The 23,492-nt window shown below is 70.0% G+C and carries 24 protein-coding genes; 9 read left to right on the forward strand and 15 right to left on the reverse strand.

Translation table 11 applies throughout. The annotated features are described in order from the left end of the window. Window positions 1–64: 64 nt before the first annotated feature. Window positions 65–1,015: a prephenate dehydratase gene (gene pheA / locus AC2D10_RS14100; RefSeq protein WP_484708576.1), complete on the forward strand. Its 951-nt coding sequence runs from the start codon at window positions 65–67 to the stop codon at window positions 1,013–1,015. A gap of 43 nt (window positions 1,016–1,058) precedes the next feature. Here pheA and AC2D10_RS14105 read toward each other — a convergent pair whose 3' ends face one another. From AC2D10_RS14105 to AC2D10_RS14150, 10 genes are all read right to left on the reverse strand, one after another. After that, the gene (locus tag AC2D10_RS14105) at window positions 1,059–3,125 is read right to left on the reverse strand and encodes a molybdopterin oxidoreductase family protein (protein ID WP_484708577.1); all 2,067 of its coding nucleotides are present in this window, start codon (window positions 3,123–3,125) and stop codon (window positions 1,059–1,061) included. Further along, window positions 3,122–4,672 carry an FAD-dependent oxidoreductase gene (locus tag AC2D10_RS14110; protein WP_484708578.1) on the reverse strand — a complete coding sequence of 517 codons (1,551 nt, stop codon included), beginning with the start codon at window positions 4,670–4,672 and terminating at the stop codon, window positions 3,122–3,124. Before AC2D10_RS14110 ends, AC2D10_RS14105 begins: the two co-directional genes overlap by 4 nt. After that, the gene (locus tag AC2D10_RS14115) at window positions 4,672–6,063 is read right to left on the reverse strand and encodes an MFS transporter (RefSeq protein WP_484708579.1); all 1,392 of its coding nucleotides are present in this window, start codon (window positions 6,061–6,063) and stop codon (window positions 4,672–4,674) included. The genes AC2D10_RS14110 and AC2D10_RS14115 overlap by 1 nt, the downstream gene beginning before the upstream one ends. Before the next feature lie 141 nt (window positions 6,064–6,204). After that, window positions 6,205–6,480 (reverse strand): DUF6457 domain-containing protein, encoded by a 276-nt coding sequence (locus tag AC2D10_RS14120; protein WP_484708581.1) that lies wholly within the window; start codon window positions 6,478–6,480, stop codon window positions 6,205–6,207. Then, window positions 6,477–7,097: a molybdenum cofactor guanylyltransferase gene (mobA, locus tag AC2D10_RS14125; RefSeq protein ID WP_484708583.1), complete on the reverse strand. Its 621-nt coding sequence runs from the start codon at window positions 7,095–7,097 to the stop codon at window positions 6,477–6,479. Before mobA ends, AC2D10_RS14120 begins: the two co-directional genes overlap by 4 nt. Next, complete coding sequence (locus AC2D10_RS14130) at window positions 7,094–8,344, reverse strand: molybdopterin molybdotransferase MoeA (RefSeq protein ID WP_484708585.1); 1,251 nt, start codon at window positions 8,342–8,344, stop codon at window positions 7,094–7,096. The genes mobA and AC2D10_RS14130 overlap by 4 nt, the downstream gene beginning before the upstream one ends. An 81-nt stretch (window positions 8,345–8,425) precedes the next feature. Then, window positions 8,426–8,641: a methyltransferase gene (locus tag AC2D10_RS14135; protein WP_484708586.1), complete on the reverse strand. Its 216-nt coding sequence runs from the start codon at window positions 8,639–8,641 to the stop codon at window positions 8,426–8,428. Between the two features lie 223 nt (window positions 8,642–8,864). Further along, window positions 8,865–9,914 (reverse strand): LLM class flavin-dependent oxidoreductase, encoded by a 1,050-nt coding sequence (locus AC2D10_RS14140; protein ID WP_484708588.1) that lies wholly within the window; start codon window positions 9,912–9,914, stop codon window positions 8,865–8,867. 81 nt (window positions 9,915–9,995) lie between these two features. After that, window positions 9,996–10,235 (reverse strand): DUF2795 domain-containing protein, encoded by a 240-nt coding sequence (locus tag AC2D10_RS14145; RefSeq protein ID WP_484708589.1) that lies wholly within the window; start codon window positions 10,233–10,235, stop codon window positions 9,996–9,998. Window positions 10,236–10,319: 84 nt separating this feature from the next. Then, on the reverse strand, window positions 10,320–10,742 hold the full coding sequence (locus AC2D10_RS14150) for an Hsp20/alpha crystallin family protein (protein ID WP_484708590.1): 423 nt from the start codon (window positions 10,740–10,742) through the stop codon (window positions 10,320–10,322). A gap of 124 nt (window positions 10,743–10,866) precedes the next feature. Between AC2D10_RS14150 and AC2D10_RS14155 the strand changes: the two genes are divergently transcribed. After that, window positions 10,867–11,145, forward strand: a complete 279-nt coding sequence (locus AC2D10_RS14155) for a MerR family transcriptional regulator (protein ID WP_484708591.1) — start codon at window positions 10,867–10,869, stop codon at window positions 11,143–11,145. Window positions 11,146–11,173: 28 nt separating this feature from the next. Further along, window positions 11,174–12,904, forward strand: a complete 1,731-nt coding sequence (locus tag AC2D10_RS14160) for a cation:proton antiporter (RefSeq protein ID WP_484708592.1) — start codon at window positions 11,174–11,176, stop codon at window positions 12,902–12,904. Window positions 12,905–13,072: 168 nt separating this feature from the next. Here the strand turns inward: AC2D10_RS14160 and AC2D10_RS14165 are convergent, their stop codons facing one another. Further along, window positions 13,073–14,500 (reverse strand): dicarboxylate/amino acid:cation symporter, encoded by a 1,428-nt coding sequence (locus AC2D10_RS14165; RefSeq protein WP_484708593.1) that lies wholly within the window; start codon window positions 14,498–14,500, stop codon window positions 13,073–13,075. A gap of 206 nt (window positions 14,501–14,706) precedes the next feature. Between AC2D10_RS14165 and AC2D10_RS14170 the strand changes: the two genes are divergently transcribed. Next, window positions 14,707–15,369: a YbhB/YbcL family Raf kinase inhibitor-like protein gene (locus AC2D10_RS14170; protein ID WP_484708594.1), complete on the forward strand. Its 663-nt coding sequence runs from the start codon at window positions 14,707–14,709 to the stop codon at window positions 15,367–15,369. Window positions 15,370–15,432: 63 nt separating this feature from the next. On the opposite strand, the gene AC2D10_RS14175 is transcribed toward AC2D10_RS14170, so the two are convergent. Beyond that, window positions 15,433–15,771, reverse strand: a complete 339-nt coding sequence (locus AC2D10_RS14175) for a hypothetical protein (RefSeq protein ID WP_484708596.1) — start codon at window positions 15,769–15,771, stop codon at window positions 15,433–15,435. 108 nt (window positions 15,772–15,879) lie between these two features. On the opposite strand from AC2D10_RS14175, the gene AC2D10_RS14180 reads away from it, so the two are divergent. Continuing rightward, window positions 15,880–16,239, forward strand: coding sequence for a YbjQ family protein (locus AC2D10_RS14180; protein WP_484708597.1), 360 nt, complete (start codon window positions 15,880–15,882; stop codon window positions 16,237–16,239). A gap of 156 nt (window positions 16,240–16,395) precedes the next feature. On the opposite strand, the gene AC2D10_RS14185 is transcribed toward AC2D10_RS14180, so the two are convergent. Next, on the reverse strand, window positions 16,396–16,629 hold the full coding sequence (locus AC2D10_RS14185; protein WP_484708600.1) for a helix-turn-helix domain-containing protein: 234 nt from the start codon (window positions 16,627–16,629) through the stop codon (window positions 16,396–16,398). Next, window positions 16,626–17,243: a hypothetical protein gene (locus tag AC2D10_RS14190; RefSeq protein WP_484708601.1), complete on the reverse strand. Its 618-nt coding sequence runs from the start codon at window positions 17,241–17,243 to the stop codon at window positions 16,626–16,628. Before AC2D10_RS14190 ends, AC2D10_RS14185 begins: the two co-directional genes overlap by 4 nt. Before the next feature lie 211 nt (window positions 17,244–17,454). Between AC2D10_RS14190 and AC2D10_RS14195 the strand changes: the two genes are divergently transcribed. The 4 genes from AC2D10_RS14195 to AC2D10_RS14210 all read left to right on the forward strand — a co-directional run bounded on the left by AC2D10_RS14195 (window position 17,455) and on the right by AC2D10_RS14210 (window position 22,020). Next, entirely contained in the window at window positions 17,455–19,980 is a 2,526-nt protein-coding gene (locus AC2D10_RS14195) for an ATP-dependent Clp protease ATP-binding subunit (RefSeq protein WP_484708603.1), read from the forward strand. Between the two features lie 84 nt (window positions 19,981–20,064). Beyond that, window positions 20,065–20,568, forward strand: a complete 504-nt coding sequence (locus AC2D10_RS14200; RefSeq protein ID WP_484708605.1) for an amino-acid N-acetyltransferase — start codon at window positions 20,065–20,067, stop codon at window positions 20,566–20,568. Window positions 20,569–20,578: 10 nt separating this feature from the next. Then, window positions 20,579–21,259, forward strand: coding sequence for a hypothetical protein (locus AC2D10_RS14205; RefSeq protein ID WP_484708607.1), 681 nt, complete (start codon window positions 20,579–20,581; stop codon window positions 21,257–21,259). A gap of 344 nt (window positions 21,260–21,603) precedes the next feature. Next, window positions 21,604–22,020, forward strand: coding sequence for a dehydrogenase (locus AC2D10_RS14210; RefSeq protein ID WP_484708608.1), 417 nt, complete (start codon window positions 21,604–21,606; stop codon window positions 22,018–22,020). A gap of 29 nt (window positions 22,021–22,049) precedes the next feature. Here the strand turns inward: AC2D10_RS14210 and radA are convergent, their stop codons facing one another. Further along, the gene (gene radA / locus AC2D10_RS14215) at window positions 22,050–23,417 is read right to left on the reverse strand and encodes a DNA repair protein RadA (RefSeq protein ID WP_484708609.1); all 1,368 of its coding nucleotides are present in this window, start codon (window positions 23,415–23,417) and stop codon (window positions 22,050–22,052) included. Between the last annotated feature and the right edge of the window lie 75 nt (window positions 23,418–23,492).

Genomic DNA, 23,492 nt, shown 5'->3' on the forward strand with positions numbered 1-23,492 from the left:
ACAGTCTGCCCCCGATCGCGCTCCAGGCGAAACTTCGATCGGGCCTTGCGCACAGAGGGCTAAGGTGAAACGCGTGACTGAACGCCGCACCTACAGCTACCTCGGCCCTGCCGGCACCTTCACGGAGGCGGCACTCGAACAGGTCGCCGAGGCTCGCGGGCAGGAGTGGCGCTCCGTGCACAACGTCGGCGAAGCGCTGGCCGACGTGCTCGAGGGGCGCAGCGACGCGGCGATGATCGCGATCGAGAACTCCATCGAGGGCGGCGTCTCCACCACGCAGGACGCCCTGGCGACTCTGCCGGGACTGCGCATCATCGGCGAATACCTCGTGCGCGTGAACTTCGTGCTGGTCGCTCCGCGCGGCACCACGCTCGACCAGGTCGAGGTCATCGCGGCGCACCCCGTGGCGTATGCGCAGTGCCACGGCTGGCTCGGCGCGAACGTCGCCTCGCACTCGCACATCCCCGCCGCGAGCAACGTGGCCTCGGCGATCGGCGTGCTCGACGGCACGCTCCCGGCGCAGGCGGCCATCGCGGCCCCAGGCATCGTGAACCACTACGACGTCGAGGTGCTCGCCACCGACATCGGCGACAACGCTCAGGCCGTCACCCGCTTCGTGCTCGTCACCCGCACGACCGCGCCCCCCGCGCCCACCGGCGCCGACAAGACCTCGCTGATCGTCGAGCTGCCCCACGACCACCCGGGGTCGCTGCTCGAGATGCTCGAGCAGTTCTCGACCCGCGGCATCAACCTGTCACTGATCGAGTCGCGGCCGATCGGCGACGCCCTCGGCCGCTACCGCTTCGTGATCGACGCCGACGGGCACATCGAGCACGAGCGCATGGCCGATGCCCTGCTCGGCATCCGCCGGTTCAGTCCGCGCGTGGTGTTCCTGGGCTCCTACCCGCGCGCCGACCGTCAGATCGTGCACTACCCCGAGCGCTACGCCGACGACATCTTCGTCGAGGCGCGCGACTGGCTGCGCGGCATCCTCTCGGGCGAACCGACCGACTAGCCCCCGCCTCCCGTCCCGTCTCGGGCGGGTGCCTGGCGCGAATTCAGACCGCGCTCACCGTCACCACGGCGCGCTTGAACTCCGGCATCGCCGAGTGCGGGTCGATCCGGTCGCTGGTGAGCAGGTTCGCGCTGGCGGCATCGGGGTAGTGGAACGGCAGGAAGACGGTGTCGGGGCGAATGTCCACGGTCAGCTCGGCGCGTGCCTGCACGGCTCCGCGCGCGTTCGAGAGCCGAATGCCATCGCCCTCGACGATGCCGTGCCGCCGGGCGGTCGCGGGGTGCAGCTGCGCGACCAGTGCCGGCCGACGCTCGGTCAGCTCGGCGACCCGACGCGTCTGCGTGCCGCTCTGATACTGCTCGAGCAGGCGTCCGGTGACGAGGGCCAGCTGATCGGCGGTCGCGGTCTCGTGCGCCCCCACCCGCACGGACACGAGCTTGGCCCGTCCGTCGGGGTGGGCGAAGCGGTCGGCGAACAGGCGCGGCGTGCCGAGGGTGCCGACGGGGAACGGCCAGTATGCCTCCACGCCCAGGTCGAGCAGGGCGTGACTGAGCCCGGAGTAGTCGGCGCGACCTCCGGCCGATGCCCGCGCGAGCTCGTCGAACACCACGGCGGGGTCGAGGCTCCAGGTGCCGGGCGCATCGAGGCGCCGGGCCAGCTCGGCCATGATCCACAGTTCGCTGCGTGCTCCGGCGGGACCGTCGAGGGCGCGACGGCGCCGCAGCACCCGGCCCTCGAGGTTGGTCATCGTGCCCTCCTCCTCGGCCCACTGCAGCACCGGCAGCACGATGTCGGCCATGCGGGCGGTCTCCGAGAGGAAGAAGTCCGAGACGACGAGCAGGTCGAGACGTCTCAGCGCCTCGCGCGTGGTCGACACGTTCGGCGCCGACACCACCACGTTCGAGCCGTGCACGAGCAGGGCGCGGACGCCACCCGCCAGCCCTGCGCTCTGCAGCAGCTCCACGGCGGGCACGCCCGGTCCGGGGATGACATCGGGGTCCACACCCCAGACCGCCGCGACCGCCGCACGCGCGGCGGGGTCGGTGATCGAGCGGTAGCCGGGCAGCTGATCGGCCTTCTGCCCGTGCTCGCGGCCGCCCTGTCCGTTGCCCTGGCCGGTGAGCGTGCCGTAGCCGCAGCCGGGGGTGCCGGGGAGTCCCAGCAGCAGTGCGAGGTTGATCGCCGCGGTGGCGGTGTCGGTGCCGTCGGCGTGCTGCTCGACGCCGCGTCCGGTCAGGATGTACGTCGAGTCGGATCGCGCGAGCATTCGCGCCAGCTCCCGGATCGTGCCCGCGGGCACCCCGGTCTCGGTCTCGGCGCGCTCGGGCCACCACGACGACACCGAGCGGCGCAGTGCGTCGAGACCGGAGGTGCGCTGTGCGACGTAGCCGGCGTCGTGCAGCTCCTCGGCGAGGACCACGTGGATCAGTGCCAGCAGCAGCACCAGGTCGCTCCCGGGCACCGGCTGCAGGTGCAGCCCCGCCCCGTCGGCGCACAGCCGCGCGGTCGAGCTGCGCCGAGGATCCACGACGATCAGACCGCCGCGCGCCCTGGCTCCCTGCAGGTGCGACACGAACGGCGGCATCGTGTCGCCCACGTTCGAGCCCAGCAGCAGGATCGTCTCGGCGGTGTCGAGGTCGGTCAGCGGGAACGGCAGGCCGCGGTCGAGGCCGAACGCGCGGTTCGCGGCCGCCGCGGCCGACGACATGCAGAAGCGGCCGTTGTAGTCGATGCGTGAGGTGCGCAGCGCGATGCGGGCGAACTTGCCCAGCTGGTAGGCCTTCTCGTTCGTGAGACCGCCGCCGCCGAACACCCCGATCGCGTCGGCGCCGTCCTCCGCCGCGATCGCGGCGAGTCGCGCGGCGATCAGGTCGAGCGTGGTGTCCCACTCCGCCGGATGCAGGTCGCCGTCGTCGCCGCGCACGAGCGGCGTGGTCAGGCGCCCGCTGTCGGCGAGCAGCTCGGCCGAGGTCCAGCCCTTCTTGCACAGGCCTCCACGGTTGGTGGGGAACTCGCGTCCGGCGACGGTCACCGGCAGGGCCCCGCCGACGGTCGGGGTCAGCGTCATCGCGCACTGCAGGGCGCAGTACGGGCAGTGCGTGTCCGTCATGCCGTCGCCCCCGCATGCGAGAGCAGCAGTTCCGAGATGCGGGCGCGGCATCCGCCGCAGCCGGTGCCGGCTCGCGTGCATGCCCCGACTTCGGTCACCGTCGAGGAGCCCCCGTCGATGGCGTCCTCGATCTGCCCCGCGGTGACCGCGTTGCAGATGCAGACCGTGGCATCGCGTCCCGTCGCCGCGGTGGTGACCGCATCGGCGTCGTCGAGACGCAGCAGCTGCGAGCGGTCGGCGGGCAGCTCGCCGCCGCGCAGATACAGCACGCTCAGCTCGGCGGCGGTGCGCGGCATCCCGACCGAGACGAATCCGGTGAGGATGCCGTCGCGCGTGGCCATCTTCACGTAGGTGCCGTGCTCGGGGTCTGCCCACACCGCGATGCCCGGTGCGTCCTCGCCCGCCGGCACCGGGGCGAACGGGTCGGCAGAGACGTCGCCGGCCGAGGCGATGTCGACCAGCTCGCCCTTGAGGATCACGATCCCGGGCGGCTCCTCGGCGAACGCGTCGGGGTGGGATGCATCGAGGTGGGCCCCGATCTCCGCGCTGAGCGACGCGGCGAGCCAGCTGGCCTGGCGCCATCCGGGGCCGACGAGCCCGTGCGGCCCGCCGGGCACGTGCCGGTCGTGCCGATGCCGCTCGGGGTCGGCGACGTGCGCGCAGTCCCCGATGGCGTGGATGCGCGGGTCGGACCACGAGCGCAGGGCGCTGTCGACGAGCACGCCGTTGCCGACGCGCAGACCGGCCTCCTCGGCCAGCTCGGTGCGCGCGCGCACCCCGCACGAGAGCACGAGCAGATCGCCCTCGATGCGCTTGCCGTCGGAGCTCACCAGAGCGCGGAAACGCCGGATGCCGTCGCCGTCCTCCGGCGCGATCACCGCCTCGGCGCGGGTGTGGGGCACGAGCGCGATGCCGGCCTGCGCCAGGGCGCCCGAGAGGATGGAGGCCGACCCCCGGTCGAGCTGGCGCGGCATGGGGATCGGGCCGAAGTGCGCGACCGCGGGGACGGCGCCGGCATCGGCGAGCAGCATCGCGAGTTCGATGCCCAGCACGCCGGCGCCCAGCACCACGACCCGGCCGCCGCGCGCGACGACCTCGCGCACGTGGTCGGCGTCGGCGACGTCGCGCAGCACGCGGACGCCCGCCGTGAGTCCGGCGTCGAGCCCGGCGCCGTCGGGCGCGTGCACATGCAGTCCGTCGAGCGTGGGGATGATCGGACGCGCGCCGGTCGCGAGCACGAGCCGGTCGTACTCGACGGTCGTGTCATCGGCGAGCACCACGCTCTGCGCGTCGCGGTCGATGCGCTGCACCCGGGCTCCGAGCCGCAGCTCGACGCCGGGCAGATCCGCCGCGGTGACGAGCGTGAGCGCATCGGCTGCGACCTCGCCTGCCGCGTACTCGGCGATCAGGACCCGGTTGTACGGATCGATCGTCTCGGCGCCGAGCACCGTCACGGTCGCCAGCCCCGCCGCGATGAGCGGCAGCAGTTCCTCGGCGAGCCGGATGCCGACGGGCCCGGCGCCGATGACGACGATGCGCTCGGTCATCAGATGCGGTGTCCGGCGAGCGACGCGCGGGGCACCGCGTAGACGAGGGCCGTCAGGACCAGCAGCACCACGTAGGCGCCGACGAACCCAGCGAACGCCGGCGCGTACGAGCCCGATCCGCTCTTGGCCGCGGCCAGCACCTGGGGGATCACGAAGCCGCCGTAGGCGCCGATCGCCGAGATCAGGCCGAGTGCTGCGGCGCCCTTGCGCTGGGTGCTCACGGCGAGGGCGTCACCGGCGGTGGCCGCACCGCGGGCGGCGAAGACGTTCGGGATCATCCGGTACGTCGATCCGTTGCCGACACCGGCGGCGACGAACAGCAGCAGGAAGCATCCGAGGAAGAGCGGGAAGCTGCTCGTCTCGAGGGTGAGGAGCAGCGAGAGCGCACCGACGATCATCAGCGAGAACGCCGCGATCGTCATTCGAGCACCGCCGAACCGGTCGGCCAGCCGGCCGCCGTAGGGGCGGGCGAGCGAACCGACGAGCGCCCCGAGGAATGCGAGAGACAGCGAGGCGCCGCCGACCTGGAACGTCGAGAACTCGGGGAAGCTGTCGGCGATCAGCTTCGGGAAGACGCTGGCGAAGCCGATGAAGGAGCCGAACGTGCCGATGTAGAGCAGCGACAGCACCCACAGGTGCGGTTCGCGCAGTGCCGCAGCCGCCCCGGCGAAGTCGGCCTTCGCCGACGACAGGTTGTCCATGTGGCGCCACGCGCCCCACACGGCGAGCAGGATCAGCGGCACCCACATCCAGCCCGCGAACGAGAGGTTGAAGGTGAACGCGGCGGTGAGCGAGACGACGATCGGCACCGCGAGCTGCGCGACCGAGGTGCCGAGGTTGCCGCCGGCGGCGTTGAGTCCGAGCGCCCAACCCTTCTCCTTCTGCGGGAAGAAGTACGTGATGTTCGCCATGGAGCTGGCGAAGTTGCCGCCGCCGAAACCGGCCAGCGCCGCGACGATCAGCAGGGTGCTGAAGGGCGTCTCCGGATCCTGCACGACGACGCCGAGCAGGATCGCCGGGATCAGCAGCAGGAGTGCCGAGACGATGGTCCAATTGCGGCCGCCGAAGCGGGCGACCAGGAACGTGTAGGGGAAGCGGAGTGTGGCACCGACCAGGCTGGGCAGCGAGATCAACCAGAAGGACTCGGTCGTGCTGAGGGTGAACCCCGCGTCCGGCAGGAGAACGACGACGATGCTCCACAGCTGCCAGATGATGAAGCCGAGGAACTCGGCGAAGATCGACCAGCGCAGGTTGCGGCGGGCGATCGAGCGGCCCTCGTCCGCCCAGAAGGTCGGATCCTCGGGGTTCCAGCCGTCGATCCACCGGCCCGGGCGTCGGGTGAGGATGACGGAGTCGACGTCGACGCTGCTTTTTCCGGTGATCTGAGACATCGCGGCTCCTGGCGTTCGAGAGGAAGAGTGCTCTGAACCTAGGGCGCGCGTGTTGCGGGGTCGCGCGGCTGCGATTTCCGGGCGATTACTTTTCCATCACATCGGCGGGTGCCGCGTGTGAGGGGTCTTCGGGGCGGTGCGTCAACGGGTCGACCAGGTGCGTGCGAGCTCCGTCACGCGGGCGACGGCGGCCTTGGCGTCGTCGCGGCCGCCGGCTGCTCGCCCCGCGGCGAGCCCGACGAGGAACGCGCTCAGGGGTGCCGCCGGGCGCGCGACGCCGTGCGCCACGTCGCGGGCGAGATCCAGGATCAGGGCCGTGTCGATCGCGTCGCGGTCGAGGTCGAGCGCCGTGCAGACGGCGGCGGTCCAGTCGTCGAGGGCGGCGGGGGGAAGGTGCGGCTGCGGCTGTTCGGTCATGTCGGGTCCTCCTCAGGGGTTTCGCGGGGGCGGGTCGCGGCGCGGGCGCGCTCGAGATCGTCCCACGTGTCGACGTCGGTGGCGACGTCGCCGCCGGGGATCGCGGTCACGGTCAGGCCCGCGAGCAGGGCACGGATCGAGGCGTCGCGGCCGTTGTCGGGGAGGGCTGCGACGGCGGCCCGCAGCGACGCCGTGCGGTAGCGGCCGATCAGCCACTGCATCCGTCCGTCGGCATCGGTGAGGCAGACGCCGTCGACATCCGATTCAGAGATGTCAGCGCCGGCGAGGGGTGGATGCTGCCGCAGCAGCGCCACCGCCGCGGCGGCGCGCGGGACGTCGGCGGCGAGGACGTAGACCTCGGCCTGGTCCTCGTCGTCGATCACGCTGAGTCCGGCGGCGAGCCCCGCGACGGGGCCCCCGAACACAGGTGTCTCGCGCACCCAGACGACCGGGGCGTGCACGGGGGAGGGCGGCCCGACCACGACCACGGGTTCGCAGCCGGCGACCGCGGCGACGGCGTGATCGAGGAGGGTGGCTCCGTCGACCACGAGCTGCGGCTTCGCGGCACCGCCGAGGCGCGTGGCGCGGCCCCCGGCGAGGATGATCGCGGCTGTCATGGGAGCAGCATCACGTCGACGAGATCGCCCGGCGCCACGGCCGACACGGCGGTGGGAATCACGATGTACGCCTCGACGCGGGCGAGCCCGGCGGCGAGATGCACTCCGGTGCTCGCCGGCCGCACCGTCCACGCGGCCGGATCGGTGCGGTCGAGCACCGCCGGTACATACTGTCGGCGTCCGGGCGCGGCACTCCAGCCCGCGGCCGCGGCGATCCGCAGCATCGGACGTGCGAGGTGGATCCGGCCCTGCAGCGCGAGGAGTGCCGGCCGCACGAACGCCTCGAACGACACCGCGACACTGACCGGATTGCCCGGCAGGCCGAACACGAGCGCGTCGCCGATGCGTCCGAACGCCTGGGGGCGACCGGGCTGCATCGCGACCGACACGAAGGTCAGGCGATCGCCGAGCACGTTGCGGACGACCTCGTGCGCGCCGGCGCTCACACCGCCCGACGTGATGATGGCATCCGCGCCTCGGTCGACCAGGGCCCGATTCAGGGCGGCGTCGAGCGCGGCATCCTGATCCGTCACGGTCTCGACCGACACGACCTCGGCACCCGCGTCGGCGCACAGCGTCGCCAGCAGCACCGAGTTGGCGTCCGGGATCCGTCCCGGCGCGAACTCTTCTCCGGGGGTGGCCAGCTCGGTGCCGGTCGAGATGATCGCGACGCGCGGGCGGCGGTGCACGCTCACGCGATCGACTCCGGCGGCGGCGAATCCCGCAGCCTGCAGAGGGCCCATCACGGCGCCGGACTCCGCAAGCTGGTCTCCGGCCCGCAGCTCCTCGCCGCGGCGACGGATGTGCGCTCCCGGTCCGCGCGGAGCCGCGATCACGGTGGCCGATGTGGTGGAGCCGGCCAGCCCGTCGCGCGTGTGCTCGAAGGGAACGACCGCGGTGGCGGTCGCCGGAACGGGCGCGCCCGTCATGATCCGTGCGGCCTCGCCGGGGCGCAGCACGGGCGTCTCGACGGAGCCGGCAGGCAGGTCGGCGACGACGCGCACCGCGACCGGATGCTCCGCGGATGCCGCGGCGACGTCGTCGTGCACGACCGCGAACCCGTCCATCGCCGAGTTGTCGAACAGCGGAACGTCGACGCGCGCGTGCACGGGGCTGGCGAGCGTGCGTCCGATCGCCTCGCGCAGCGGCACCGACTCGGCGGAGACGGCGACCACCGATGCGAGCACCGACGCGAGGTGATCCTCTACCGTCGTCAGGGCGGCGGAAGCGGCGGGGGTGGAGCGCATGCAGTCAGCGTACGCGGCACGACGATCACCCCGCGGTCGATGTGACCGGGGGTGTCGCTGACGTGGTGTCGGGCCTGCGGCTCAGTGCTCGCGGAACAACGGCCAGTCGCTGCCCGGCGTCATGCGCGCGTGCAGGGCGCCCTTCGCCGAGGCGAGGGTGGGATACGTGCCGGCCGAGGCATCGGCTCCCGCCATCGTGACCCGGTATCCCTCGTCGTCGTGGCGGATGCTTCCGACCACGCCGTTCGGTCCGTAGGCCACCCAGAGTGCGAGCGTGGTGGTGGTCGTGGTGCTCATCGTCGAACCCCCTTCTTCTGCCGCCGACCCTACGCCGCTCCCCGCCCGTCCGCCAGGGGTCGAGGCATCCCGCCCGCCGAGTCGCCGAGTGCACGGCATCCCGCCCGCCGGACCACCGAGTGCACGGCATCCTGCCCAGTGCACGGGGTATTCGCGTGAAGAAGCCGTGCACTCGTTGCGAACCCGTGCACTCGGCGACGGGAGATGGAGAAAGAGGGGGGCGCTACAGCGCGGCGGCGACCAGCTCGAGGGTCTGGGCGCGGCCGGATGCTGACGCCATCGGCTCCGCGTCGTAGGCGCCGGCCACGGGGGAGAGCATGACCTCCTCGACGCCGTACCGCGTCGCGAACTCACGAACCTCGGCGGCGACGGACTCGCCCGTTCCCACGAACCAGCGCGCACGGGCGTCTTTCACGACCTGTTCGGTGGCGGCATCCGCTTCGGCGACCGTGGCAGCGGCGGCTTCTTCGACGGTCTCGAGCGCCGTGAGGGGCTTGTTCAGGCGCAGGCGCGACATCATGCGCAACTGGGGCAGTGCGCGGGCCTCGGCCTCGTCGGCGGTGGGCGAGGCCACGACGTTGACGGTGAGGAACGTGCGCGGCTCGGGGTGCTCCTCGCTCGGACGATAGCCCGTGCGGTAGAGGTCGAGCGCGCGCTCGAGTCCCTGACCCGAGAAGTGATTCGCGAACACGTACGGCAGTCCGTGCGAGGCGGCGAGCTGCGCCGAGTAGTCGCTCGAACCGAGCAGCCAGACCTCGGGGGTGCCGGTCGCGGCGGGGGTGGCGCGCACCGTGTATTCGCCGCCCGAGGTGAAGCGCAGCGTCGCGCCGTCGCCCGACACGAGCGCGGCGATGTCCTGCACATGGCGCGGGAACTGCTCGACGTCGCTGTTCGTGCCCGACTGGCGCAGCAGCTGCGTGATGACCGGATCGCTGCCGGGGGCGCGGCCGAGTCCGAGGTCGATGCGTCCGGGCGCGATGGCCTCGAGCGCGGCGAACTGCTCGGCGACGATCAGCGGAGCGTGGTTGGGCAGCATCACCCCGCCGGAGCCGAGACGGATGCGTCCGGTGCGTGTCGCGGCCGCGGCGATCAGCACGGGCGGCGTGGTCGACGCGACGGCCGGCATGTTGTGGTGCTCCGCGAACCAGTAGCGGCGGTATCCGAGCCGGTCGGCGGCCTCGGCGAGAGAGAGCGAGGACGCGATGGCCTCGGAGCTGGACTGACCGGTGCGCACGGGCACGAGGTCGAGGACGGAGAGGGCGACGTCATTCATCCCCGAATGCAACCCGCGGGCGCGGTGGGGCATTCCCGCCGCGCCCGCCGGATGCGCCTCGCGACCGGGGACAGTGCGCGATCAGGCGGCGACGGGGGTCGCCGGCGTCGTGCGTGCGGCGAAAGCATCGGCCAGCGAACGGCGGGCCAGGCGATAGCGGATGTGCCAGGCGGCGCTGTAGTTCTGCTCGGGGAGTTCGAGGAGCAGGGCGCGTTCGTCGTCGCCGAGTCCGTCGCGGGTCGCCTCGCGCAGGAGATCGTCGCGGGTGGCCGGGTATTCCATGCCGGCGAGGAAGCGGTCGAGTGCGGGCGAGAGAGGCATGAGATCTTCCTTTCGGTCGGAGGGTGCGGGTGGCGGAGGGATGCCTCAGGGGCCGGCGCAGTGCACCGGCCCCTGAGGCGGGGGTCAGGCGTCGATCGCCTGGCGCTGTTCGGTCGACTCGACAGTGATCTTGCGCGGCTTCGCGCGTTCGCTGACCGGGATGATCACCGACAGCACACCGCTCTCGTACGAGGCGCTGATGCCGTCGAGATCGACTCCCTCGCCGAGCGTGAACTGGCGCAGGAACGAGCCGGCGCCGCGTTCGCGGGCGAGCCAGCGCGCGCCCTCACGCGTGTCGGCGGTGCGCTGTGCCCGGATGGTGAGCTGTGCGCCGTCGAGGTCGACGTCGATCGAGCCCGGGTCGGCGCCGGGCAGGTCGGCGTGCAGGATGTAGCGGTCGCCGTCGCGGTAGAGGTCCACCGGCATGAGCCGGGGTGCGCGGCCGGAGTCCAACACGCTCGCGGCGAAGCGGTCGAGCTGACTGAACGGGTCGAAGGTGAGTGCCATGAGTGTCTCCTTTCGTGCGGCCCCTGAGGGCGGGATCGAGATGCTGGAATCTGCATCTCGTGCTGTATATTTTTTATAGAACGAACGAAGATGATCTGCAAGTCGATCAAAGGAAATTTTCAGCATGGCTCAGCGGAACTCGCAGACGCCGCTCTACGGCATCGCCGTCGCGGCGCAGCTCGTCGATCTGCCCGAAGCCACGCTGCGTCTGTTCGAGAGCAAGGGACTGCTCAATCCGGCCCGCAGCGACGGAGGCACCCGGCGCTACAGCGACGACGACATCGATCGCCTCCGCCGTGCGGCGCAGCTGCGCAGCGACGGGCTGAACATCGCAGGCATCGGCCGGGTGCTCGATCTCGAAGACGAGAACGCCGGTCTGCGCGAGGCCCTCGACGAGGAGTGATCACGGGGCACGGCGCTACGCTTCCCCCATGGATGCCGGGATCTTCTATGTCCTCGTCGGAGCCGTCGCCGTGGCGGCGGTCGCACGCTGGCGGGGGTGGCCGGCACCCCTGCTCGTGACGGTGGTGGCGCTCGCGGCATCCTTCCTGCCCTTCGTCCCCGACCTCGACATCGACGGACACCTGCTGCTGAGCCTGGTCCTGCCGCCGCTGCTGTACTCGGCTGCGCTCGACGTGTCCTTCGTCGGATTCAAGCGCAGCCTGCCGCAGATCCGACGGCTCGGCATCTGGCTGGTGCTGCTCACCGCGGTCGCCGTCGGGTTCGTCGCCTGGTCGATCATGCCGGCGCTCACCCTGCCCGGCGCGCTGCTGCTCGGCGCGATCGTCGCCCCGCCCGACGCGGTGTCTGCCGCCGCGATCGGGCGTCGACTCGGCCTGCCGCGACGCATCATGACCGTGCTGTCGGGTGAGAGTCTCATCAACGACGCGACGTCGCTCACGCTGTACCGGGTGTTCGCAGCGATCCTCGCCGGGGCCACGGTCTCGGTCTGGGGCGGAGTCGGGCAGTTCCTGCTCGCCGTCGTGATCGGCGTGGTGATCGGCCTGATCTTCGGGGTCGTGGTGCATCAGCTGCGCATGCGCATCAGTGACCCCGTCGTGATCGGCACGTTCGGACTCCTCGCGCCGTTCGGCGCCTACGCGATCGCCGAGCATCTGCTGGGCTCCGGCGTGCTGGCGGTCGTCGCGATGGGGCTCTACGTCGGATTCAACTCGCCGCGCACCGACTACACCACCCGTCAGCAGGAGAAGCCGCTGTGGCTCTCGGCCGATCTGCTGCTCGAGAGCTTCGTGTTCGCCTACATCGGACTGCAGTTCCCGCGCGTGCTGAGCGACCTCGGCAGCGAATCGGTCGGGCGCATCCTGCTGCTCTCCGGCGCGGTGCTGCTGGTCGTTCTCGTCGTGCGGCCGCTGTACATCTATCCGACCAGCGCGTGGGCCAACTTCCAGGACCGCCGACGCCTCGCCCGCATGGACCGCGGCATCGCGTCGGGCGTCTTCGACGAGCGGCGCAAGAAGTCGCGCCGCTGGGGGCAGCACAGCACCGAGGAGCTGCGGTCGCAGATCGTGCGCGATCGCATGGCCGGGCTGCAGCTGACGTGGAAGGACAGCGCCGTCATCTCGTGGGCGGGGATGCGCGGGGTGGTCACCCTCGCGATCGCGCTCGCCGCAGCCGACCTCGCCACGCTCGACGCCGAGGCCTCGCATGCGATCGTCGTCGTGGCGTTCGTCGTCACGGTCGGCACGCTGCTGCTGCAGGGGTTGACGCTGCCGATGCTCATCCGCGCGCTCGGCATCGAGGGCGACGTCGACGAGCACGACGACGCGCGGGCCCTCACCGCGGTGCGGGAGAAGAGCCGCGAGGCGGGTAAGGCGTATCTCGCCCAGAAGCGCGTGGAGTGGGAGGAGAAGTACGGCGAGGTCGACCTCGGGGTGTTCGACGCGTTCACGAAGCGCATGAGTCGGGTCGAGCAGGACACGGATGCCGCGCAGGAGGTCGAGGATGCCGTGCCCCGCCCGTCGTACGAGGACCTGGTCGCGCTGTCGAAGGGATGGCTGCAGGTGCGTCGCGAGATCCTGCTGCAGGAGCGCGACTCCGGCGACCTCGACGAGGAGCTCATGCGCGAGCTGATCGCCGCGATGGATGCCGAGGAGCTCGCGCTCGACACCCGCGGTGCGACGCGTCAGCCCGGTCGCGCGTAGCGCGCAGCATCCCTCGCCCCTCGCCCCCTTTTTCCCCTTCTCCCTGGCGCCGAGTGCACGGGATGCTGCCGAGTGCGCGGATTCTTCGCGCGAACTTCCCGTGCACTCGGCGCCACGCCGTGCACTCGGCGACCACGAGGGTGGGCGCGGCGGCTGCGGAGGGTGCGGTCAGCGGGTGCTGGCGGGCTCCGGCGAGGTGGAATCGGATGCCGCGGCATCCGTCTCGTCGTCATCCGAGTCGTCCGCGAAGGGGAGTCCCTCGCGCGGCGCGTTGTAGAGCTCCTCGTCGAGGATGCCCTCGCGCTTGGCGACGATCGTCGGGATCAGAGCCTGGCCCGCGACGTTCACCGCGGTGCGGCCCATGTCGAGGATCGGGTCGATCGCGAGCAGCAGACCGACGCCCTCGAGCGGCAGACCCAGGGTCGACAGCGTGAGCGTGAGCATCACGACCGCGCCCGTCGTTCCGGCGGTGGCGGCCGAGCCGACGACCGAGACGAGCACGATCAGCAGGTACTGCACGAGGTTCAGTTCGATGCCGAAGAACTGCGCCACGAAGATCGCCGCGATCGCGGGATAGATGGCCGCGCAGCCGTCCATCTTCGTGGTCGCGCCGAACGGCACCGCGAACGAGGCGTACGAGCGCGGCACGCCGAGGTTGCGCTCGGTGACGCGCTCGGTGAGGGGCAGCGTGCCGATCGAGGAGCGGCTGACGAACGCCAGCTGCACCGCGGGCCACACGCCCGAGAAGTACTGCGTGATCGACAGGCCGTGGGTCTTGACCAGGATCGGGTAGACGACGAACAGCACGAGTGCGAGACCGGCGTAGACCGCGATCGCGAACCATCCGAGCGAGGCCAGCTTCTCCCAGCCGTACTTGATCACGGCGGCGCCGATCAGGCCGAAGGTGCCGAGCGGGGCGATGCGGATGATCCACCACAGCACGCGCTGGATGACCTTCAGCAGCGACTCGGTGAACGCGAGGAACGGCTCGGCCTTCTTGCCGGCCTTGAGGGCGGCGATGCCGACGGCCGTGGCCACGACGATGACCTGCAGGATGTTGAAGCTGACGCTCGAGGTGAAGGCGCCGTCGGTCTCACCGGGCGACGTGCTGACCGAGAGCCCGAGGAAGTTCTGCGGGACCAGGCCGAGCAGGAAGTTCCACCACGTGCCGACCGTGTACGGGTCGCCCGTCTCGAGGCCTTCGCCGGCGCGGTTGCCGGGCTGGATGACGAGCCCCAGCACGATGCCGATCGTCACGGCGATGAACGCGGTGATCGCGAACCACAGCAGCGTCTGGCCGGCGAGGCGGGCCGCGTTCTGCACGCGACGCAGGTTCGAGATGCTCGCGACGATGGCGGTGAAGATCAGCGGGACGACGGCGGCGCGCAGCAGTGTGACGTACGAGCTGCCGATCGTGTCGAGGGTCGCCGACAGGCCGTTCGGGTTGTCGGCCGTGGCTCCGAGCTGACGGCCGATCAGACCGGCGGCGACGCCGAGGACGAGGGCGGCGAGGATCTGGAAACCGAACGAGGTCAGCAGTTTCCGGATCGGACCGCGGGTGTCGGGCGCCTTCTGGGCGCGGACAGAGGTGCTCATGGTGGGGAACTCCAGAAGAAGAGGCGTCGGCGCACCGAATGCGCGCCATAACGCCTAACGCTACGAGCGCCGATTCATTCCGAGGCGCGAGATGACGAAGGATGACGCTCCGTCGGGTATCTCCGAGGTGACCTGGGCCCCTTGCAGGTAACCGCGGGCGGGTGGGTAGCGTCACACCGAATCTGCAGGAACGAACGGAGAAACCGATGAGAATTCGCGAAAGACTGGTCGCCATCGCGGCGGTCGGCATGGTGGGAGTGGCGGTGCTCGCCGGATGCTCGAGTGCGAGCACTGCTCCGGCGGCGAGCACGGCTGCGGCCGAGGAGAAGACCGAGACGGTCGGTAACGACCCGTACTACAAGCTTCCGGAGGTGCCGAGCTTCGAGGTGACGAGCAGCGACGTCGAGGACAAGGCGGCGTTCGAGCTGCCGCAGTTCTCCGGTGTGTTCGGAGTGCCCGGCGGTGAGGACGTCTCGCCCGAGCTGAGCTGGTCGGGATTCCCGAAGGAGACCAAGAGCTTCATCGTCTCGATGTACGACGCCGACGCTCCGACGGGCTCGGGCTTCTGGCACTGGGTGGTCTCGGGCGTGCCCGCGAGCGCGACGTCGCTGCCCGTCAACGCGGGTGCCGCGGGGGGAGCCGGTCTGCCGGCTGGTGCGACGATGCTGACGAACGACGCGGGTGTACCGCAGTACATCGGCGCCGCACCGCCCAAGGGATCGGGCCAGCACCGCTACGCGATCACGGTGACGGCGCTCGACGTGGACCGCGTCGAGGTCCCGGCGACCGCGTCGCCGGCGCTGCTCGGCTTCATGGCCGGATCGCACACGATCGCCCGCGGAACGCTCACCGCGTACGCGGGGGAGTGACAGATACGACAGCCCCCTCCGTCGCCGAGGCGAGGGAGGGGGCTGTCGTGTGTGCTGACGAGGTCAGCCGGCCATGCAGGTCTCGACGTTCTCCTGGATGATCTTCGTGGTGAGGTCCTTGTCGGCCTCGTCCTTCTGCTTGTCCTCGCCGTTGGCGATGTAGGTGAGGGTCTCGTTGCTCAGCTCGGAGTCGACGAGAGCGTCAGCGAGGCAGGAGGCGACTTCGTCGGTCGCGAGGTCACCCTGACCCTGCTCCTCGAAGACCTGCTGGATGCCGGTGGCGACGTCGTCGGAGGTCGGACGGCTGGCGCCGCTGCAGGCGGCGAGCGAGAAGGCCAGAGCTGCGATGGGCAGGGCCATGAGGAGGCGGGAAGAGCGCGTGGTCCGGTCGGAGAAGATCATGAGTCCACGCTAACGGTTCACAGCTGGCTAATAGATTCCGATATATGGGTAGAGATGCCCTCGGGGCGTCACTGACGTGTCGGGCGCTGGCTCTGTCACGATGTGCACATGTTCACAGTGACGACGAACGACGTTCCCGGCTACCGCATCACCCAGGTGCTCGGCGAGGTGATGGGGCTGACCGTGCGATCCACCGACTTCGGCCAGGGTTTCACCGCTGGGTTCCGCTCGCTCGGCGGCGGCGAGATCCCCGAGTACACGCAGGTGATGTACGAGGCGCGTCAGGTCGTGATGGGGCGCATGTGGGAGCAGGCCGTGCAGCGCGGCGGAAACGCGGTGGTCGCGATGAGATTCGACGCCGGATCGATCGCGAACTTCAGCGAGATCTGCGCCTACGGCACCGCCGTGGTCGTGGAGCCTCTCGCCCCGGCATCCGCTCCTCCGGCATCCGCGCCCCCTCGCGCCTGAGGCCGCGCGCCCGCAGGTGTCACGAATGGCCGCATCCCACGCGCGGATGCGGCCATCTGCGTCCCCTCCTCTGGGGGCGGGTGTCACGAATGGCCGCTCTGCGCGCGGGGTTGCGGCGTGTTGCGACCCCTCCCGACGCGAACCCACTGCACCACCTCAGCGCGCGAGCACGAGCAGCTCGCCCACCTCGCACTGCAGCGCGTCGCAGATCGCCCGCAGGGTGGAGTAGCGGATGGCGCGTGCGCGGTCGTTCTTCAGGACCGACAGATTCACGATGCTCACGCCGACCAGCGCACTGAGCTGCGTGAGCGTCATGCCGCGCTCGGCGAGCAACTCGTCGAGACGGCAGTGGATGCCGGTGAACTCCTCGTCGTTCTCGGCGGGGCTCATACCAGCCCCTCGGTCTCGCGCTGCAGCCTGTCGCCCACGCCGAAGGCCGTGCCGATCACGCCGATGACGAACGCGGCGAGCACGAACGTGAACGGCTGGATGGTCATCACGGTGTTGTCGATCGCGTTGTCGGTCACGATCGAGACGGCGGCGTTGGCGAGCATGTTGTCGAAGAAGACGGTGGCGGCGTAGCCGAGCAGGCCGACGATGCCCGCGGTCATCACGAGCACCGTGTTGCGGCGGCCGAAGACGCGGCCGCGGAGGATGCCGCGGGAGAGCAGCACGAGGCATCCGATCACCGTGACGATGGTGAGGATCAGGAGCACCTGACCGATCACGCCGGGAACGATCGCGATCGGTGTGAGCTGCGGGGCGGTGAGGATGCCGCGGTCGAGGCCCATCGGCACGGTTCCGGCCCCGTCGGCGAGTGCGACCTCGACGTCGGTGTCGACGAACTCGACCGCGACCGGAACGTTCGTCCCGCGCACGAGCTCGACGATGCGGATGACCGCGGCCGTGCTGATGGCGGCGGCGATGATGAAGCCCGCGATAGCGAAGCCGATCAAGGCGCCCGAATCTCCTTTGGACAAAGTGGTCTGCGGTGCGGTGTTCACGATCGCTCCTTATCGATAGTCGTTGTTAGCGATAAACGTTAAGATAACGAGAATCGATAACGAGGTCAAGGCGAATCCGCCCGAACGCGGCCCCGGCACCCCTCGCGCTATGCCGACGGCGAACACGGGCATACCTGCCGTTCACGGTGGTTACTCTCGATGTACAGGCGCGAGAAGCGTCTTCGCCCCCGTGCGAATAAGGAGTCACAGCATGTTCGAGAGATTCACGGACCGAGCCCGTCGTGTGGTCGTCCTCGCCCAAGAAGAGGCGAAGATGCTCAACCACAACTACATCGGAACCGAGCACATCCTGCTCGGTCTCATCCACGAAGGCGAGGGTGTCGCCGCCAAGGCGCTGGAGTCCCTGGGGATCTCCCTCGACGCCGTGCGCGAGCAGGTGCAGGACATCATCGGCCAGGGTCAGCAGCAGCCGACCGGGCACATCCCCTTCACCCCCCGCGCGAAGAAGGTGCTCGAGCTCAGCCTCCGCGAGGCACTGCAGCTGGGTCACAACTACATCGGCACCGAGCACATCCTGCTCGGTCTCATCCGCGAGGGTGAGGGAGTCGCCGCGCAGGTGCTCGTCAAGCTCGGCGCCGACCTCAACAAGGTCCGCCAGCAGGTCATCCAGCTGCTCTCCGGCGCTCCGGGCCGCGAGCCCGCCGCCGTCGGCGCGCAGAGCAACGACACCCCCAGCGCCCAGGGCGGCTCGCAGGTGCTCGACCAGTTCGGTCGCAACCTGACGCAGGCCGCGCGCGACAACAAGCTCGACCCGGTGATCGGGCGCGAGAAGGAGATCGAGCGGGTCATGCAGATCCTCTCTCGCCGCTCCAAGAACAACCCGGTCCTGATCGGTGAGCCCGGCGTCGGCAAGACCGCCGTCGTCGAGGGCCTCGCTCAGGCGATCGTCAAGGGCGATGTGCCCGAGACGCTGAAGGACAAGCAGCTGTACTCGCTCGACCTCGGCTCTCTCATCGCCGGTTCCCGCTACCGCGGTGACTTCGAGGAGCGCCTGAAGAAGGTCACCAAGGAGATCCGCACGCGCGGCGACATCATCGTCTTCATCGACGAGATCCACACCCTCGTGGGTGCGGGTGCCGCCGAGGGCGCGATCGACGCCGCCAGCATCCTCAAGCCGCTCCTCGCCCGCGGAGAGCTGCAGACGATCGGTGCGACCACGCTCGACGAGTACCGCAAGCACTTCGAGAAGGATGCAGCGCTCGAGCGCCGCTTCCAGTCGATCCAGGTCGCGGAGCCCAGCCTCCCACACACGATCAACATCCTGAAGGGCCTGCGCGACCGGTACGAGGCGCACCACAAGGTGCAGATCACCGACGGCGCGATCGTCGCGGCATCCAACCTCGCCGACCGCTACGTGTCGGACCGGTTCCTGCCCGACAAGGCCATCGACCTGATCGACGAGGCCGGCGCACGCCTGCGTCTGTCGATCCTGTCGAGCCCGCCGGAGCTGCGCGAATTTGACGAGAAGATCGCCAAGGTCCGCGAGCAGAAGGAGATCGCCTCCGAGGAGCAGGACTTCGAGAAGGCCGCGTCGCTGCGCGACGAGGAGAAGAACCTCCTCGCCGAGCGCCTGCGCCTCGAGAAGCAGTGGCGTTCGGGTGACGTCGCGACCCGTGCGGTCGTCGATGAGGGCCTGATCGCCGAGGTGCTCGCTCAGGCCACCGGCATCCCCGTGTTCAAGCTCACGGAAGAGGAGTCCAGCCGACTCGTCTTCATGGAGAAGGCCCTGCACCAGCGCGTCATCGGTCAGGAGGAGGCCATCGCGGCTCTCTCCAAGACCATCCGTCGCCAGCGTGCCGGACTCAAGGACCCGAAGCGTCCCTCGGGCTCGTTCATCTTCGCCGGCCCCACGGGCGTCGGAAAGACCGAGCTGGCCAAGGCGCTCGCGGAGTTCCTCTTCGACGACGAGGCCGCGCTGATCTCGCTCGACATGAGCGAGTTCGGTGAGAAGCACACCGTCTCGCGTCTGTTCGGTGCCCCTCCCGGATTCGTCGGGTTCGAAGAGGGCGGACAGCTCACCGAGAAGGTGCGCCGCAAGCCGTTCAGCGTGGTGCTCTTCGACGAGATCGAGAAGGCCCACCCGGACATCTTCAACTCGCTCCTGCAGATCCTGGAAGAGGGTCGTCTGACCGACGGCCAGGGTCGCGTGATCGACTTCAAGAACACCGTGATCATCATGACCACCAACCTCGGTGCGCGTGACATCGCCGGAGGCCCTGTCGGATTCCAGCTCGAGGGCAGCAGCTCGACGACCTACGACCGGATGAAGGGCAAGGTCAACGAGGAGCTCAAGCGCAACTTCAAGCCCGAGTTCCTCAACCGTGTCGACGACATCATCGTGTTCCCGCAGCTGTCGAAGCAGGAGCTCGTGCAGATCGTCGATCTGTTCACGAAGCGCCTCGGCGAGCGTCTGCTGGACCGCGACATGACGATCGAGCTCTCGCAGTCGGCCAAGGAGCGTCTCATCGAGATCGGGTTCGACCCGGCCCTCGGTGCCCGCCCCCTGCGTCGCGCGATGCAGCACGAGATCGAGGACCGTCTGTCGGAGAAGATCCTGCACGGCGAGCTCAACGCCGGCGATCACGTGAAGGTCGACGCCGAGAACGGGGAGTTCCTGTTCGAGCATGGCCCGCGCGGAGACAAGGTCTCCGTCGGCGTGAACACCGGTGGCGAGATCTCGGCCACCCCCGACCTGGCGGTCGCCAGCGGGGAGTGACCTCGACGTCACACCAGAAGGGGCGGATGCTGCGGCATCCGCCCCTTCTGTGTTTCTCGCAGCTACGGGTTCTAGGGTTGACGTGTGAGTGAGTACATCGTCCGACCGGCGCGCAGCGCCGATGTCACCGGCATCCGGAGCCTGTTGCAGCCGATGGTCGAACAGCGCATCCTGCTCGGCAAGGATCTCGCGGTGCTGTACGGCTCGGTGCAGGAGTTCGTGGTCGCCGAGGCTGACGGAGAGCTGATCGGATGCGGCGCGCTGCACGTGATCTGGGAGGACCTCGGCGAGGTGCGCACGCTCCTGGTGCGGGCGGACTGGCTGCACCACGGCGTCGGACGGGCGATCGTCGACCGGCTCGAGCAGACGGCGGCCTCGCTCGGACTGTCGCGGCTGTTCTGCCTGACGTTCGAGGTGGAGTTCTTCGGGCGCCGCGGGTACACGCCCATCGGCGAGCAGGTCGTCGACCCGGATGTCTACTCCCAGCTGCTGCGCAGCGGTGACGCCGGCGTCGAGGAGTTCCTCGATCTCGCGCACGTCAAGCCGAACACGCTCGGCAACACCAGGATGCTGAAGCAGCTGAACTAACCTGGACACCATGCCTCGCCAATCCGCTGCCGTCTACCGCCGGCGGAGAATCGTCCTCTTCGGCGGTCTGATCGTGCTGCTCGCCGCGATCGGCGTCGGCGTGTGGCTGCTCGTGGCGCAGCCCTGGGCGCAGGCCGCCGGATCGCCCTCGCCCACGTCGTCGGCCTCGCCCACGCCCAGCGGCACGCCGTTCGCCGACCCCGCGTCTCCGCCGCCGGCAGCCACGGACTCGCCCGATGCCGAGACGCCCGAGACCCCTGAGGCGCCCGAGACGCCGGCGCTCGTGGCCTGCGCCGCGCGCGACATCGAGGTGACCGCGGTCACCGACGCCGAGACCTACGCCGACGGAGCGCTGCCGAAGATCTCGATCTCGCTCACCAACCGCGGCTCGACCGACTGCACCATGGACGTCGGGTCGACCACGCAGGTCTTCACCGTCATGAGCGGGTCGGACGTCTGGTGGCGATCGACCGACTGCCAGGAGAACCCGAGCAGCATGATCGCGACGCTGACCGCCGGCACCACGGTCACCAGCAAAGAGCCGGTGACCTGGGACCGCACGCGGTCGAGCGTCGAGAGCTGCGCCGCCGAGAATCGTCAGCGCGCGCCCGGCGGCGGTGCCTCGTACCACGTCGAGGTCTCGATCGGCGGGTTCAGCAGCGTCACGTCGAAGCAGATCCTGCTGTACTGACCCGCGGATCCGCTCGCAGTTCGAAGCATTTCGGCGATGCGGCCTTCGAATAGCAGAGACATCATGGCGTTCTGCTTCGGATGGTTCTGATTTCCCGCGTATTCACCGGAGAGGGCTGACAGGCCTCGTTCTTTGGGATACCATGGGGTGACTCTCGGGAATACGCGGCACATGCCATCCCCAGTGGCGTCGAATTACAGCGTCCCCAGCGCTTCGACACTCGCCGTTCGAGAGTCCGAGGGCCCTCTCGAGTACCCCAGTCCCCACTGTGAGACTCGAGAGGGCCCCTATTCTTTGCCCGGCCAGCGCGCGCGGGCCTGCTTCTGCGTGCCTAAGCTGGACGCATGGCAGCGAAGAAGGCGAAGTCCGCCAAGAACAAGCCCGCCCCCGAGGAGTTCCGCTCTGAGGCGCTCGCGCAGGCACTCGAGAAGCAGGACATCGCCGCCGTCGCCCTGGCGCTCCGCAACGGCATCACCGTCGTTCCGCTCATCTCGCCCGGCGCCCGCGACAACCCCTTGGACAGCGGCGAGGTCTGGACCTATCGCGACCGCGCCACCGGCAGCCTCGTGCTGCTGCTGTTCAGCGACGCCAGGAACAAGCCCGCCAACCTGCCGCCCGGGGTGGGAATCTACTCGGCGGACTGGCTGCGCGCGTTCCTCACCACGCACGGCGACAAGATCGCGACCGTGTTCCTCGACATCGCCGGCCCGCACCCGATGCAGGCGCCGCCCGATGAGCTGCTGAAGGCGCTCGAGCTCTAACCCGTCGGCGCGCTCAGCGAGCGGCCCGCTCAGAACGGCGGGATGTCGCCCTCCGGTCGGCGCGAGGTGTTGCGCGAGCGGACGTCTTCGAGCGCGGCGCGCAGCGTCTTCGATCGATCGTCGACGACCTGCTCGTATCCCAGGCGCGCGGCCTCGGATCGACGTTGAGCGGCCTGCGTGACCGGACGGATCTCACCCGCGAGGCTCAGCTCGCCCACGGCGGCAACTGTACGCGGCACCGACCACTGGCTGATCGACCCCGCGACGGCGATCGCGATCGCGAGGTCGGCGGCCGGCTCGGTGAAGCGCACCCCGCCGACGGTCGAGACGTAGACGTCGAGGTTGTTGGTGATGATGCCGGCCCGCCGCTCGAGGATCGCCAGCACCATCGCCACGCGCGAGGAGTCGACCCCGTGCACGATGCGACGCGGGTTCGGCGCGGTGCTCTTGACGGTCAACGCCTGCACCTCGACCGGCAGAGCGCGGCGGCCCTCGAGCGAGATCGCCACGCACGTGCCCGGCTCGGTGGCACCCTGCGAGAGGAACAGACCCGAGGGGTCGGGCACCTCGGCGATGCCGTCGCCGGTCATCTCGAAGCAGCCGACCTCGTCGGTCGGGCCGAAGCGGTTCTTCAGCGCACGGATGAAGCGCAGCGACGTCTGGCGATCGCCCTCGAAGTGGCAGACCACGTCGACCAGGTGCTCGAGCACGCGGGGCCCGGCGACCTGGCCGTCTTTGGTCACGTGACCGACGAGGATGACGGGGAGCCCGCGTTCCTTCGCGATGCGGATGAGCGTCGATGCGACCTCGCGCACCTGGCTCGGCTGCCCGGCGGCGCCGTCGATCAGCGATGACGAGACCGTCTGCACGGAATCGACGATCACCAGCTGCGGCTTCACCTCGTCGATGTGACCCAGGATCGTGGCGAGGTCGGTCTCGCTCGCCAGGTACAGCTCGTCGTGCAGCGCCCCGGTGCGCTCACCGCGAAGGCGCACCTGCGCGGGGGATTCTTCGGCGCTGGCGTAGAGCACACGCCGCCCGCCGCGGGCCGCTTGGGCTGCGACCTCGAGCAGCAGCGTGGACTTGCCGACGCCGGGCTCGCCGCTGAGCAGGATGGCGGCTCCCGGGACGATGCCGCCGCCGAGCACCCGGTCGAACTCGCCGACCCCGCTTGAGCGCCGCGGGGCGTCGAGCGTCGTGATCTGCGTGATCGGGCGTGCCGCGCGATCGGCGGTGGGGGGCAGCGCGGTGATCCGCTGCAGGATGCCGGTCTTCGCCGCCTGCTCCTGCACGGTTCCCCACTGCTGGCACTCGCCGCACCGGCCGACCCACTTCGGCGTCGTCCATCCGCATTCGGTGCAGACGTACGCGGGCGGAGCGGGTTTACGGGTGGCCATGCAATCAGGCTATCGGCGGCATCCGACATCCCTATCGGCGCGGGCATTATTCACGGCCGAATCGCTCTGTGGGCG

The organism is Microbacterium sp. PI-SA-G (genome assembly GCF_057215335.1).